The organism is Flavobacterium sp. CHNK8, assembly GCF_019774515.1.
Classification (GTDB): Bacteria; Bacteroidota; Bacteroidia; order Flavobacteriales; family Flavobacteriaceae; genus Flavobacterium; species Flavobacterium tiangeerense.
The window spans coordinates 1063808-1078455 of record NZ_CP081492.1 but is presented as its reverse complement, the minus strand read 5'-3'; the positions used below and the strand labels follow the sequence as shown (position 1 = coordinate 1078455).

The window sequence follows — 14648 nt, the reverse complement described above, 5'->3', positions numbered from 1 at the left end:
GCCCACATTAAGTTAACCTCTGGCGAGATCCGTGAATGTTGACCTAAATTAAACCATAATAAAATACAATCATGGCAGATTTAATGAAATTCGTTCAAGACGAGTTTGTAACAAGAAAAGATTTCCCAGTTTTTGCAGCTGGAGATACTATCACTGTTTTCTATGAAATTAGAGAGGGTGAAAAAACAAGAACTCAGTTCTTTAAAGGAGTTGTAATTCAAAGAAGAGGTTCGGCTAATACTGAAACTTTTACAATCCGTAAAATGTCTGGTGCAATTGGTGTAGAGCGTATTTTCCCAGTGAACTTACCTGCATTACAAAAAATTGAGATCAACAAAAAAGGTGCAGTTCGTAGAGCTAGAATTTTCTACTTCAGAGAACTTACTGGTAAAAAAGCTAAGATTAAAGACAAAAGAAGATAGTCAAATATCTCTTTATAATAAAAGTCCCAACATGTTTGGGACTTTTTTTTTGCTTATAACTTCCTTATAAATTTAGAATTTAATAGGATTGTAACCTGAAATATAACAATTTGAGAATAGTACGTTAGTAATCCTAAAATTCGAGTTTTTCTCTCTCAAATCGTCCCTCAATTACATCTGATTTTCATATATTTGTGCGTCTTATTTCAAGAAAAATTCCTTGAATAAGCTACATTTAACGTGATTCGATTATAAAAATAAAAAAATGACACAGAAATCAAAAATTTTTTACACGCTTACTGATGAAGCGCCATTACTGGCCACTTATTCATTTTTACCTATTGTACAAGCATTTACAAGAACTTCTGACATTGAAATTGAAACTAGAGACATTTCATTAGCGGGTAGAATCTTATCTAACTTTCCGGAGTTTTTGACTGAGGATCAAAAAACAGCTGATTCCTTACTTGAACTTGGACAATTAGCTACTACTCCTGAAGCCAATATTATAAAATTACCAAACGTATCTGCATCTGTTCCGCAATTGAAAGCAGCTATCGCTGAACTACAATCTCATGGATACCAATTACCAAACTTTCCTGAAGAGCCACAAAACGATGCAGAGACTGCTATCAAAGCAAAATATTCTAAAATATTAGGGTCTGCTGTAAATCCTGTATTGCGTGAAGGAAATTCAGATAGAAGAGCACCAAAAGCGGTTAAGAATTATGCTAAAGCCAACCCACATTCAATGGGAGCTTGGACTGCAGACTCTAAAACATACGTTGCCTCTATGGAAAGTGGCGATTTTTACGGTAGTGAAAAGTCAGTTACCTTGACTGAAGCTACAGATGTAAAAATTGAATTAGTAGCCAAAGACGGAACAACAACTGTTTTAAAAGCAAGCACTCCGCTAAAAGCTGGAGAGATTATTGACAGCGCTGTACTGAACTTACATGCACTAAAAACATTTGTAGCTAAAACTATTGCCGAAGCAAAACAATTAAACGTTTTACTTTCGGTTCACTTGAAAGCTACGATGATGAAAGTTTCGGATCCCATCATTTTTGGCGCTATCGTAGAAGTATATTTTGCATCAGTATTCGAAAAATACGCTACTTTATTCCAAGAGTTAAACATAGACACCCGCAATGGTTTAGGTGATGTGTACGCAAAAATAGCGGGCAACCCAATGCAAGCCGAAGTTGAAACAGCTTTGACTGAAGCTATCGCAAACGGACCAGCCTTAGCAATGGTGAATTCTGACAAAGGAATTACGAATTTACACGTACCTTCGGATGTGATTGTAGATGCATCTATGCCTGCAATGATTCGTACTTCGGGTCAGATGTACAACAAAGAAGGCAAGCAACAAGATACTGTTGCCATGATTCCAGACCGCAGTTATGCAGGTGTGTACACAGCAACTATTGATTTTTGTAAAAAACACGGCGCTTTTGACCCTACAACAATGGGAAGTGTACCAAACGTAGGTTTGATGGCACAAAAAGCAGAAGAATACGGATCTCACGACAAGACTTTCCAAATTGCAACGGATGGTGTAGTTCGAGTAGTAGATACCAATGGAACTATTTTAATGGAACAAGCTGTTGAAGCAAATGATATTTTTAGAATGTGTCAAGCCAAAGACGCTCCTATTCAAGACTGGGTAAAACTAGCTGTAAACAGAGCTCGTTTGTCTAATACTCCAGCGATTTTCTGGCTAGATAACAACAGAGCACATGATAGAGAATTGATCTTAAAAGTAAATCATTACTTGAAAGATTTTGACACTACTGGATTAGACATTCAGATTTTAAACCCTATCGAGGCTACTAACTTTACCTTAGAGCGCATCATTAAAGGACAGGATACAATCTCTGTAACAGGAAATGTATTGCGTGATTATTTAACTGATTTATTCCCAATTCTAGAAGTAGGAACATCTGCCAAAATGCTTTCTATCGTTCCTTTGATGAATGGTGGTGGTTTGTTTGAAACTGGTGCAGGTGGATCAGCTCCTAAACACGTTGAGCAATTTACAGAAGAAGGATACTTGCGTTGGGACTCTCTTGGAGAATTCCTAGCACTTGGGGCTTCATTAGAGCATTTAGGACAAACATTACACAATAGTAAAGCAATTGTTCTTGCTGAAACGCTTGATGTAGCTACCGAAAAATTCTTAGCAAATGACAAATCACCTGCACGTAAAGTGGGCGGAATTGACAATCGTGGATCACAGTTTTACTTGGCTATGTATTGGGCAGAGGCTCTTGCAGCACAAGATAAAGAACCTTCATTAAAAGCGATTTTTACTCCTATTGCAACTGAGTTGTTAGCTAATGAAGCAAGCATTAATACTGAACTTATTGCAGCTCAAGGCCAACCTCAACATATTAATGGACATTATCAACCTAATCCAGAGTTGACAAGCAAAGCCATGCGTCCTAGTGCAACATTCAATGCCATTTTAGCAAAAATTGCATAAGTAGAATAACAATAGTGACACAAAAAAAGAAGACAACTGTAAAAAGTTGTCTTTTTTTTATCTTAGCAATACCTTAACATGTGTTATATGCAAATTACCAAACTATTTGAGGTAATTTGTACTTTCATTCTGATAAAAACAAAACAATGAACTCAAAAAAATACATTCTGTACTTTATAGTTGTACTAACGTCATTTTGCTCTTTTGCTCAGGAAAAATTCACCCTTAGTGGGACTATAATCGATGCAAGCAGTAACGAGTCTTTAATAGGTGTAAATGTTGTTTTACCTAGTTTAAAAACTGGTGTTACTACTAATGAGTATGGATTTTTTTCAATCACAGTTCCCAAGGGAATTTACACCGTACAGGTAAGTTACTTGGGTTTTCAAACCCTTGAGGAATCTATTGATTTGAACCAAAATACGATTCGAAATTTCAAACTAGTGGGTAATGAAACCATTTTAAAGGAAGTAATTATCACCGATAATAAAACCAAAATTGACATCAAAAAACCAGAGATGAGCGTGAATAAACTCTCCATTTCTGCAATCAAAAAAATGCCCGTTGTATTGGGAGAAGTTGATGTTTTAAAATCTATTTTACTATTGCCTGGTGTTACCAATGCTGGCGAAGGTGCCTCCGGATTTAATGTGCGAGGTGGTGGAGCTGATCAAAACTTAATTTTATTAGATGAAGCAACCATTTTCAATTCGTCACACGTTTTTGGATTTTTCTCTGTTTTTAATCCTGATGCTATCAAAGATTTAAAATTGTATAAAGGTGGAATTCCAGCGCGATATGGCGGAAGAGCATCATCAGTTTTGGACATTTATCAAAAAGATGGTAATAGTAAAGAATTTCATGTAAACGGTGGAATTGGGTTAATATCCAGTAGAATTTTGGCCGAAGGACCATTAGTAAAAGACAAAGGATCTTTCTTAATAGGCGGTCGCAGCTCTTATGCACATTTGTTCTTGAAACTTTCTGAAGAGCAAAAAGATAACTCTGCTTATTTTTATGACTTGAATACCAAATTAAGCTATAAATTAAACCCGAATAACAATTTATACTTGTCGGGGTATTTTGGTCGAGATGTTTTTAGTCTTAACGAAAGTTTTACCAATATTTACGGGAATGCTACTTTAAACCTTAGATGGAATCACTTATTTTCAGAAAAATTATTTTCAAACTTATCACTAATCTACAGTGACTATTACTATGGTTTGGATTTGGATTTTGTAGGTTTCAAATGGGATTCTGGTATTAAAAACTACAATGTCAAATACGACTTTAAAAACTACATTTCAAATAAGTTCAAATTAAATTATGGACTGAACGCCATTTACTATGAATTCAATCCCGGCACCATAAAACCTAGCAATGAAAATTCTGGAATTAACTTTGACCAGCTAGATAAAAAATACGCTTTTGAACCAGCGCTTTACTTAAATGCAGATCATGAAATATCTAATAAAATAGCGCTTTCTTACGGACTTCGTTACAGTATGTTTTATAGATTAGGGCAATCTACAGTAAATATTTATGAGAACAACAATCCAGTCCTTTTTGATCCTGAGTTGCAAATTTATGAAAAAGCTACACCCATAAGTTCTCAATTTTATGGTAAAAACAAGGTCATTAAGAACTATAATTATCTTGAGCCACGCTTGTCCATTGCGTACCAAATTAATGAAGAACAATCTGTAAAAGCCAGTTACAACAGGATGGTACAGTATTTACAATTAATCTCAAACACCTCATCTCCTACTCCACTAGACGTGTGGACACCGAGTGACAATTTTATCAAACCTCAAATTGCAGATCAAGTTGCATTAGGCTATTTTAAAAATTTTAAAGATGACATGTATTCTCTTGAGGTAGAAACTTATTACAAAGAGGTTCAAAACCGATTGGACTATATTGACGGAGCCGATTTAATTGCAAATAAAGCTATTGAACAAATTATTTTAAATGGTCAATTACGATCCTACGGTTTGGAAATACTTTTCCGTAAAAACGAAGGTCGATTAAACGGTTGGATTTCGTACACATTGTCAAGATCAGAGCAACAAACACCAGGAAGAACTCCGCTAGAAACAGGAATAAACAATGGTCAGTGGTACAACTCTGTATATGACAAGTTGCATAATATTGCTGTAACCTCATCCTATAATTTAAATGACAAATGGTCTTTTGGCGCTAACTTTGCACTTCAAACAGGTCAACCAGTAACCTACCCAACTGGGCAATACGAGTATTTGGGCATAGTTGTTCCTAGCTATGGATTGCGCAATGAAAATAGATTACCAGCCTACCACCACTTAGATCTAGCAGCTACCTTAACTCCTACAAAAAATAAAAATAGACAATGGAAAGGCGAATGGGTTTTTAGTATTTATAATGTATACAACCGTCGTAATGCTGCATCAATCAATTTTAGACAAAACGCAGACACAGGCAATAATGAAGCCGTAAGAACCTCTATTTTTGGGATGGTTCCAGCAGTGAGTTACAACTTTAAATTTTAGTACTTAAAATATTTTTAAAATTTCAGATGATGAAAAAAGCAATCCTTCTCTTTATCCTAATTAGCGCTTGCATTACCACTAGTTGTGAGGATGTAATAAATGTTGACTTGAATAATGCTGCGCCAAAACTAGTGATTGAAGCGGCAATAAACTGGAAAAAAGGAACAAGTGGTACAGTACAAACCATTAAACTATCAACAACTACTGGTTTTTATGACACTAAAATTCCAAAAGTTTCTGGAGCTACTGTGACTATAAAAAATAGTGCCAACACAATTTTTGTTTTTACTGAAACAGGAACACCTGGAGAATATGTTTGCACCAATTTCAATCCAGTTCTTAATGAGACATACACGCTAAATATCATTAACAAAGGCGCCACTTACACTGCCACAGAAACATTAAAACCTGTTGCTACTATTACCAAAATTGTTCAAAATGACAAAGGTGGCTTTACCGGAAACAATAAAGAAATAAAAACTTTTTACCAAGATCCAGCAGGAACTGCCAATTATTACCTCTACAAATACAGCTATTCTAATCAAGTAAAAGCAGATTATTATGTGGATCAAGATGAGTTTTTCAATGGAAATGAATTTTTTAGTATTTCTCAAAACGACGAACTTAAGAAAGGTGATCTAATAGAGGTAACTCATATCGGAATTTCAAAAGCCTATTACAATTATATGAGTGTTCTAGTAAGCATTGCTGGTAACAATGGAGGTGGGCCATTTCAAGCTCCGCCAGCAACAGTAAGAGGAAATATCATCAACTCGACCACACCAGAAAACTATCCACTTGGGTATTTTTCATTAAGCGAGACAGAGGTAAGAAATTATACAGTCGAATAAGTATATTTGTACTCCAAACCAAAATCAGTAAACATGTCATCACATCATATCGTTCGGGACGATCAAGAGCCTGCCTTAATAATTGCAAATGGCGCATCCTGTAATCCTGAACTTCTAGGTCAATTGCTAGAGTGGTCACCGCTAGTAATTGTACTAGATTCGGCTATGGTACGAGTTATGGAACTAGATATAAAAGTAGATGTACTCTTGGGTGATTTTGACCGTGGTTTTGATCCTGAAATCTATAAAACTTCTCAATATCCGCTTGAAATTGTTCACACACCGGACCAAAACAAAACAGATCTTGAGAAAGCTTTTGATTATTTAATCAATAGAAAAATACCTGCTGTAAATGTGGTTTGGGCAACAGGAAAAAGAGCCGACCATACGATTACGAACCTAACCAACATCCCAAAATACAGAAATCTATTGAAAATTGTGATTCTAGACGATCACTCTAAAGTCTTTTTGTTGCCTAGAAAATTCGAAAAATGGTATACTGCACAAACTCCTATTTCCTTAATCCCAATAGGACAAGTAACAGGAATACACTCTGATAATTTATTTTATCCACTCCAAAACGATACTTTAACTATAGGTTATCGAACTGGTAGTAGTAATCACGTGGCTCAAGACGGCTTAGTTACCATACTACATGAAGAAGGTGATTTGCTACTTATGGAATGTCTGGATTAATTCTTTGTTTCTTCGTCTAAAATAACGTTTTTAACTATAGCGTAATGACTCCATGGAATAAAATGATTGGCTTCGGGAATGGTTTTTACAGTCAATTTCTTAGCGTTTACAAACTTCTTTTTCATGTAATCCACATTGCTGTAAGGTACTAGAACATCCTTAGTGCCATGTACAATTGTCACTTCGCAATCAATTTTATAAAGTTGGTTTTCTAAGGTTACCAAGTCTTTTTTCAACCACCACAATTCATCGTTTGAGGGTTTCAATGCTCCTGGAATTAAATATCGCAACGGAATTATCTTAATTACAGTGCGCCATTTTTCTGGTTTTTCGGCTTTTGGATCAAGAGATCCTGCTAAAACTACCAGCCTGTGATACCACTCGGGATGATCCACTGCAAGTTGCGCAACAAGCGGACCGCCTAACGAATGCCCTACCAACGTAACTGGCTTTTTAAAATTTTGAGATTTGATAAATGTGGATATTAACTGTGATTGTGTTGCTAAATTTTGAGCATCCCCAAAATCACTGTACCCAAATCCAGGACGATCAATAGCAATCATTCGGTATTTTTTTAGCAAGTCTGGATCTACTAAATACTCTTTGAAAGCATTCCAACTCCCTGGCGAACCATGAACAAAAAACAATACTGGGTTTAAATCTGATCCAGTGGCTACATAATGCAACTTAAAACCACCACTTTGAAAGGTCGTGTCTTGATACGTCGTATGAGATTTTGAAAAAAATGAAGTCGTTTCTTTAGGAGTAAACCGCATAGTCATACAAGCTTGACACAAAAACAAGTAAAGTACTATTCCTAAAATTACTATATAACGCTTCTTGAAAACGAATCGAGCTACTATAAAATTCATTTTTTTCATAAAAGTAGCCGTTTTTAAGCTTCAAAAAAAGTCTCAATTAAATTTTATGATTTCTTTTCCAGCTGTTTAATCACATTAACTTTACATTAGCAAACTACTTATGGTTATCTTTGCACCCAAAATAAGAACGAACGATTTAAAATGAGTACTGAAAAAACAAATTTACACCCAAGGAATCTGGACAGGACAGGGTATGATTTTAAAGAATTAATTACTACATATCCATCCCTAAGTGAATTTGTTAAAACCAATGAGCACGGAACTGAAACCATCGATTTCAGCGATCCTGAAGCGGTAAAAGCTTTGAACAAAGCGCTTTTGATGCAGCACTTTGACATTCAAAATTGGGACATTCCTAACAATTATTTGTGCCCGCCTATTCCTGGTAGAGCTGATTACATTCATTATTTAGCAGATTTATTAGCCTCTAGCAACAACGGAGTCATTCCTGAGGGCGAAACTGTTCAAGGATTAGATATTGGTGTGGGTGCCAATTGCATCTATCCGCTTATAGGTTGTTCTGTTTACGGCTGGAGTTTTGTTGGAACTGATATTGATACAAAAGCAATTCAAAACTGTAGTGCTATCATTGAAAACAACCCGAAACTCATTGATTTAATTAGCTTACAACAACAAACGGAATCACGTTTTATATTTAAAAATATTATAACGCCTGAGGATAAATTCACCTTTACAATCTGCAATCCACCTTTTCACGCATCACAAGATGAGGCAACCAAAAGTACCTTAAGAAAAATAAACAATTTACAATCTAATAGCAGTACAAGTAAAACTACAAAGCCTGTTTTAAACTTTGGAGGTCACAATGCCGAATTATTTTGCGAAGGCGGAGAACTTGGGTTTGTCACCCAAATGATTTACGAAAGTGCAAAATATCCGATGCAGTGTCTTTGGTTCACGACTTTAGTGTCCAAAAAAGAAAATCTTTCCAGTTTATACAAAACACTAAACAAAGTTAGCGCTGTCGAAATCAAAACTATTGATATGGCTCAGGGCCAAAAAACAAGCCGTATTTTAGCTTGGACTTTCTTGAGTTCAGCACAACAAAAAGCGTGGAAGTTTTAAGTTTTTAAAAACATATTTTCTTGAATTGAGTCGTATCTTTGTATGAAGTAATTCCAAGACATGAATTTTCAAGTAGTATCCGATTACCAGCCCAAAGGTGACCAACCCCAAGCTATTGCAAAATTAGCGCAAGGCATTGTAGATGGAGATCAATTCCAAACGCTTTTAGGAGTTACTGGTTCTGGTAAAACTTTTACAGTGGCCAATGTTATTCAAGAAGTGCAACGCCCTACACTAGTTTTGGCACACAACAAAACATTAGCTGCTCAATTGTACTCGGAATTCAAACAATTTTTCCCGAATAACGCCGTAGAATATTTTGTTTCTTACTACGATTATTACCAGCCCGAAGCCTTCATGCCTGTTACTGGCGTATTCATTGAAAAGGATTTATCCATCAATGAAGAGCTAGAAAAAATGCGAATGTCAACCACTGCGTCATTACTTTCTGGACGTAGAGATATTCTGGTTGTCGCATCCGTTTCGTGTTTGTATGGTATTGGTAACCCAATTGAATTTCAAAAAAACCTAATCCCAATAGAGAAAGGACAAGTTATTTCTCGGACCAAATTATTACATCAATTGGTGCAAAGTTTGTATTCTAGAACCGAAGCTGATTTTAATCCCGGAAGTTTCAGAATAAAAGGTGATACCGTTGATGTGTATCCGAGCTATGCTGATGAAGCCTATAGAATTCACTTCTTTGGGGATGAAATTGAAGAAATAGAAAGCTTTGACACTAAAAATTCTCAAGTTCTTGAAAAATTTGATAGGCTAACGATTTATCCTGCTAATATGTTTGTGACTTCGCCAGATGTATTGCAAAATGCCATTTGGGAAATTCAACAAGACTTGGTAAAACAAGTTGATTATTTTAAAGAAATAGGCAAGCATCTTGAAGCTAAAAGGCTGGAAGAACGAACCAATTTCGACTTAGAAATGATTCGGGAACTAGGATATTGTTCCGGTATCGAAAATTACTCTCGTTACTTAGATGGGCGTTTGCCAGGTACAAGACCTTTTTGCTTGCTAGACTATTTCCCAAAAGATTACTTGATGGTCGTGGATGAAAGTCACGTAACACTTTCACAAGTTAGTGCAATGTATGGTGGTGATCGCAGCCGTAAAGAGAACTTGGTTGAATACGGATTTAGACTTCCTGCGGCAATGGACAACCGTCCTTTGAAATTTGAGGAATTCGAAGCCATGCAAAATCAAGTTATTTACGTTTCAGCAACACCTGCTGATTATGAGTTACAAAAAACAGATGGCGTTGTGGTAGAACAAGTGATCCGTCCCACGGGATTACTCGATCCTATTATTGAAATAAGACCTAGCTTGAACCAAATTGATGATTTAATCGAAGAAATTCAAGTTCGAGCCGAAATAGACGAGCGTGTTCTAGTCACTACTTTAACCAAAAGAATGGCCGAAGAACTAGCTAAATATTTAACCAAAGTTCATATCCGTTGTCGTTATATCCATTCAGAAGTGGATACTTTGGAACGAATTGAAATCATGCAAGACCTTAGAAAAGGAATTTTTGATGTTCTAATAGGTGTCAACTTACTTCGTGAAGGATTAGATTTACCCGAAGTTTCTCTTGTAGCAATATTAGATGCTGATAAAGAAGGCTTTTTAAGAAGCCATCGATCGCTTACGCAAACAATTGGTCGTGCAGCGAGAAACCTAAATGGAAAAGCGATTATGTATGCCGATAAAATTACGGCTAGCATGCAAAAAACCATCGACGAAACTTCATACAGAAGAACTAAACAAATCAATTACAATACCCAACATAATGAGGTTCCAATGGCGTTGAACAAAAAAATAGAAAGCGCCTTTACCAAAAATCCTCTTGTAGATTATGAATTAGGTGCTACTTTAAACACTGCAGCAGAGCCTGAAAACCTTTATCTGACTAAACCTGAACTGGAGAAACTCATTCGAGAGAAGAGAAAATCCATGGAAAAAGCGGCAAAAGAATTAGATTTTATGCAAGCCGCAAAACTTAGAGATGAGATCAAAGCCTTGCAAGGTCAATTGCCTTAATTATGCTGTTCCTGAAAAACATTCAATAAAACCGCCCCGTCAATTATAGCATTAGGTGATTCACTCATTAATTTTAATATTCGTTTGGTAGCATTAGGATTCAATCCCATGTCAATAGCTATTTGCTTTATGGCAATAGTTTCTTTTTCATGTATCACACCATCACTATACATTAACAAAGCCAATCTATAAAATTGTTGAATTCTCAGAAACTCAGTTTTAATAGGCAATTGAGGAACTTCTTGATGAAATAAATCATTAAAAACATCTTTTTCTATTCCTAAAGCTTGTGCTACTATTGCTAGAAATTCATATTCACGCTTGTGTAATTTTCCATCTACTGTTGAAAAAGCTATCATCTCTAAAAGTAAACTCCTCTTTTCTTCGAACGTATGCATCAAATTATTATTTTTAGCTAAAATATTGTTTTTAATTTAAAACACAAAAACTAACAATGATTAGATTTACTATGCTATTGCTGCTACTCTTTTTCACAACAACAAACATCAATGCGCAACAAGCTCTAAAGAATTTACAGAATACTGCTAAAAAGGAGGTTGATAGTTTTACAATTAATGCTCCTCAATTGAATAGCACAAAGAAAATATGGGTTTATTTGCCTAAAAATTATGTGACTTCAAAAAAGAAATTCTCAGTCCTATATATGCATGATGCTCAAAATCTATTTGATGCAAAAACTTCTTTCGCTGGCGAGTGGAATGTAGATGAAAAATTAGATAGTTTAAATGCACCAATTATAGTAATTGGTATTGAACATGGCAATGAAAAACGACTCGAAGAATTAACCCCTTTTAAAAATGACACATACGGCGGTGGCCAAGCCAATGCTTATTTAGAATTCATTGTTAAAACATTAAAACCGTTTGTAGACAAAAACTATAAAACGAAGACCGATAAAAATCATACGTTAATTATGGGTAGTTCGTTAGGCGGATTGAATTCCTTTTATGCCGTTTTAAAATACCCCGAGGTATTTGGAAAGGCAGGCGTATTTTCGCCATCCTTTTGGTTTTCCAAAGACATTTACAATACGATGGAACAGGCTAAAAAGACGAAGGCTAAAATTTATTTCCTGTGTGGCGACAACGAAAGTGCAGATATGGTTTCTGACCTGAACAAAATGGAATACCTACTGAATTCCAATAGATGCTATTGTTTGAATTTGAATGAAAAAAAAATAGTAAAAGGCGGACAACACAATGAAAAACTTTGGCGTGACGGTTTTGTGGATGCTCTTTTATGGCTCGGATATTAATCAGAACAACTTAAAACAATCTCATAATGGAGCTTATCTTAAGGGAATACGACCTAAAATTAAAGCACACTTTCACCATTTCGCGGAAATCGATTGACGTGCAACCTACCTTAATTGTTGAATTAAAGAGTGATGGCATTTCAGGCTACGGGGAAGCTACTGCAAATCCATACTATAATAGTACCGTTCCCATGATGATGGCTGATTTAGAAAAAATCAAACCACTTCTTGAACAAACTTTGGAAGAAACTCCAGAGGAATTCTGGATGAAAATGCAGCAAACATTACGTCACAACTCCTTTGCTTTGTGTGCTATAGATAATGCATACAACGATTGGTATGCTCGAAAAAAAGTAGTGAAACTATACGAATTATGGAACTATAATATTGACAAAAACCCGCTTACAGATTATACTATTGGCATTGATTCTATTGAAAAAATGGTGGCCAAAATGAATGAACTTCCATGGCCAATTTATAAAATCAAATTAGGTACATCTGACGATATTGCTATTGTAAAAGCATTAAGAAAACATACAATGGCCACTTTCAGGATTGATGCCAATTGCGGATGGAGCGTTGACGAAACAATACAAAATGCTGTCGAACTAAAAAAACTAGGAGTAGAATTCTTAGAGCAACCACTACCAGCAGATGATTGGCATGGACACAAAGAAGTTTTCAAACATGCTGTTTTGCCCATTATAGCCGATGAAAGTTGTATTATCGAAACAGATGTACTCAAGTGTCACCAGCACTTTCATGGTGTAAATATTAAACTGACCAAGTGTGGAGGATTAACTCCTGCGAGACGTATGCTTGTACAAGCTAGAGAATTAGGAATGAGGACAATGGCGGGTTGCATGACCGAATCTACTGTGGGAATCTCAGCTATTGCTCAATTGTTACCTCAATTAGATTATGTAGATATGGACGGTGCTTTGCTTTTAAAAGAAGACATAGCAACCGGTATTCGATTAGATTTTGGAAAAACAATCTATTCTGAACTCCCAGGAACGGGTGTAGCGCTCTTGTAAAATATGTCGTACTACACTATTTCTAAATCAAATAATGCTTTGTAAATGCTTTTAAACCGTACCTTTGTATAAAATTAGAATATGATGACAAATAACGATATCTTTAAAAAACTTCGTGTGGCACTTATGCTACGTGACGACCAAATAGTTGAAATATTAGAATTAGTAGATTTTAGAATTACAAAATCGGAGTTGGGTGCTTTTTTTCGTGATGAAAAACATGAAAATTACATGGAATGTGGTGACCAAGTATTGCGTAATTTCTTGAACGGACTAGTGATTCACTTGCGTGGAACTAAGGAAAATCCAAAAAATCCAAATGATGTTTTGGCCAAACACAAAGCCCAAATTCCAGTGAAAGAAGGCGCAGGTGAAAGAACAGAATTCAAAGCTAAAGCAAAAGATTCTGAAAGAGCAAGAGGTGACGAAGCACCATCAAAGACAAAACCTGCCGCTAAAAAACCTTTCAAGAAAACATTTGCAAAAGGAACCCCAAAAGTGCAAGTGGTGGAGAAAGTGAAATATAATTTCGGGAAAAATAAAAAATCATAATTGTGAAAACAGCCTTGATTATTGGCAGCACAGGTCTTATTGGATCTGAATTACTCCAAATACTTTTAGACAATCCTGAATATACAAGCGTTGTAACCTTTGTAAAAAGAGATACGGGAATACAAAACCCCAAATTAACCCAACACGTCATTGACTTTGACAAGCCCGAAAGCTATAAAGAATGGGTTGTGGGCGATGATTTCTTTTGCACCATTGGCACTACCATAAAAAAAGCTGGTAGCCAACAAGCATTTAAAAAAGTAGACTTTGAATATCCTAAACAATTCGCCCTTTTTGCGCAAGAGAATAAAGTGAAAAATTATTTATTGATCTCTTCACTGGATGCCAATGCCACGTCTTCAAATTTTTATTTAAAGACAAAAGGCGAAATTCAAGATTTTCTTAAAACTTGTAATTTTGAAAGCGTTTCCATTCTGCAACCTTCCCTACTATTGGGTGATCGAAATGAATTTAGATTTGCAGAAAAAGCTGGTGCATTTGTCATGAAATTAGTATCATTTGTATTCGTTGGAAAACTAAAAAAATACAAAGCCATACATGGAAATACAGTTGCGAAAGCACTTTTTCGCATAGCGCAAAAAAATACAAAAGGTTTTCATATTTACGAATCGGATGTGATTCAAGAAATAGGAAATTAATACCTAACTAAATCCTGAATGAGAGTTCGGGATTTAGTTAGGTATTTTTAATTTTCCTGAAAAATAAAAACAAAATCTTAATTAAAAGAGAAGATATTATTGCTATTAAATAATTCTAAA

13 protein-coding genes are annotated in these 14648 nt (G+C 35.6%); 11 read left to right on the top strand and 2 right to left on the bottom strand.

Annotated features, from left to right (window positions below):
- The first annotated feature begins 71 nt into the window (after window positions 1–71).
- The 5 genes from rplS (at window position 72) to K5V07_RS04625 (ending at window position 6985) form a co-directional block, all read left to right on the top strand.
- A complete protein-coding gene (gene rplS, locus K5V07_RS04645) occupies window positions 72–422 on the top strand; it encodes a 50S ribosomal protein L19 (protein WP_086453886.1) in 351 nt (116 codons plus the stop codon).
- 265 nt (window positions 423–687) lie between these two features.
- On the top strand, window positions 688–2910 hold the full coding sequence (locus K5V07_RS04640) for an NADP-dependent isocitrate dehydrogenase (RefSeq protein ID WP_221916571.1): 2223 nt from the start codon (window positions 688–690) through the stop codon (window positions 2908–2910).
- Between the two features lie 146 nt (window positions 2911–3056).
- On the top strand, window positions 3057–5438 hold the full coding sequence (locus K5V07_RS04635; protein ID WP_221916570.1) for a TonB-dependent receptor: 2382 nt from the start codon (window positions 3057–3059) through the stop codon (window positions 5436–5438).
- A 29-nt stretch (window positions 5439–5467) separates the two neighbouring features.
- The gene (locus K5V07_RS04630; RefSeq protein WP_221916569.1) at window positions 5468–6289 is read left to right on the top strand and encodes a DUF4249 domain-containing protein; all 822 of its coding nucleotides are present in this window, start codon (window positions 5468–5470) and stop codon (window positions 6287–6289) included.
- A gap of 33 nt (window positions 6290–6322) precedes the next feature.
- On the top strand, window positions 6323–6985 hold the full coding sequence (locus K5V07_RS04625) for a thiamine diphosphokinase (protein ID WP_158728917.1): 663 nt from the start codon (window positions 6323–6325) through the stop codon (window positions 6983–6985).
- Here the strand turns inward: K5V07_RS04625 and K5V07_RS04620 are convergent.
- On the bottom strand, window positions 6982–7857 hold the full coding sequence (locus K5V07_RS04620; RefSeq protein WP_221916568.1) for an alpha/beta fold hydrolase: 876 nt from the start codon (window positions 7855–7857) through the stop codon (window positions 6982–6984). The genes K5V07_RS04625 and K5V07_RS04620 overlap by 4 nt on opposite strands.
- 150 nt (window positions 7858–8007) lie before the next feature.
- On the opposite strand from K5V07_RS04620, the gene rlmF reads away from it, so the two are divergent.
- Both rlmF and uvrB read left to right on the top strand, forming a co-directional pair.
- Window positions 8008–8952, top strand: a complete 945-nt coding sequence (rlmF, locus tag K5V07_RS04615; protein ID WP_221916567.1) for a 23S rRNA (adenine(1618)-N(6))-methyltransferase RlmF — start codon at window positions 8008–8010, stop codon at window positions 8950–8952.
- 60 nt (window positions 8953–9012) lie between these two features.
- Complete coding sequence (gene uvrB / locus K5V07_RS04610) at window positions 9013–11004, top strand: excinuclease ABC subunit UvrB (protein ID WP_221916566.1); 1992 nt, start codon at window positions 9013–9015, stop codon at window positions 11002–11004.
- On the opposite strand, the gene K5V07_RS04605 is transcribed toward uvrB, so the two are convergent.
- The gene (locus K5V07_RS04605; RefSeq protein WP_221918141.1) at window positions 11001–11402 is read right to left on the bottom strand and encodes an excinuclease ABC subunit B; all 402 of its coding nucleotides are present in this window, start codon (window positions 11400–11402) and stop codon (window positions 11001–11003) included. The two genes, uvrB and K5V07_RS04605, sit on opposite strands and share 4 nt — an antisense overlap.
- A 56-nt stretch (window positions 11403–11458) precedes the next feature.
- On the opposite strand from K5V07_RS04605, the gene K5V07_RS04600 reads away from it, so the two are divergent.
- The 4 genes from K5V07_RS04600 (at window position 11459) to K5V07_RS04585 (ending at window position 14528) form a co-directional block, all read left to right on the top strand.
- On the top strand, window positions 11459–12280 hold the full coding sequence (locus K5V07_RS04600) for an alpha/beta hydrolase (protein ID WP_221916565.1): 822 nt from the start codon (window positions 11459–11461) through the stop codon (window positions 12278–12280).
- A 26-nt stretch (window positions 12281–12306) separates the two neighbouring features.
- Window positions 12307–13317 carry a dipeptide epimerase gene (locus tag K5V07_RS04595; RefSeq protein ID WP_221916564.1) on the top strand — a complete coding sequence of 337 codons (1011 nt, stop codon included), beginning with the start codon at window positions 12307–12309 and terminating at the stop codon, window positions 13315–13317.
- Window positions 13318–13401: 84 nt separating this feature from the next.
- On the top strand, window positions 13402–13869 hold the full coding sequence (locus K5V07_RS04590; protein WP_086453877.1) for a DUF1456 family protein: 468 nt from the start codon (window positions 13402–13404) through the stop codon (window positions 13867–13869).
- Between the two features lie 2 nt (window positions 13870–13871).
- Entirely contained in the window at window positions 13872–14528 is a 657-nt protein-coding gene (locus K5V07_RS04585; RefSeq protein ID WP_221916563.1) for an oxidoreductase, read from the top strand.
- The last annotated feature ends 120 nt before the right edge of the window (window positions 14529–14648 follow it).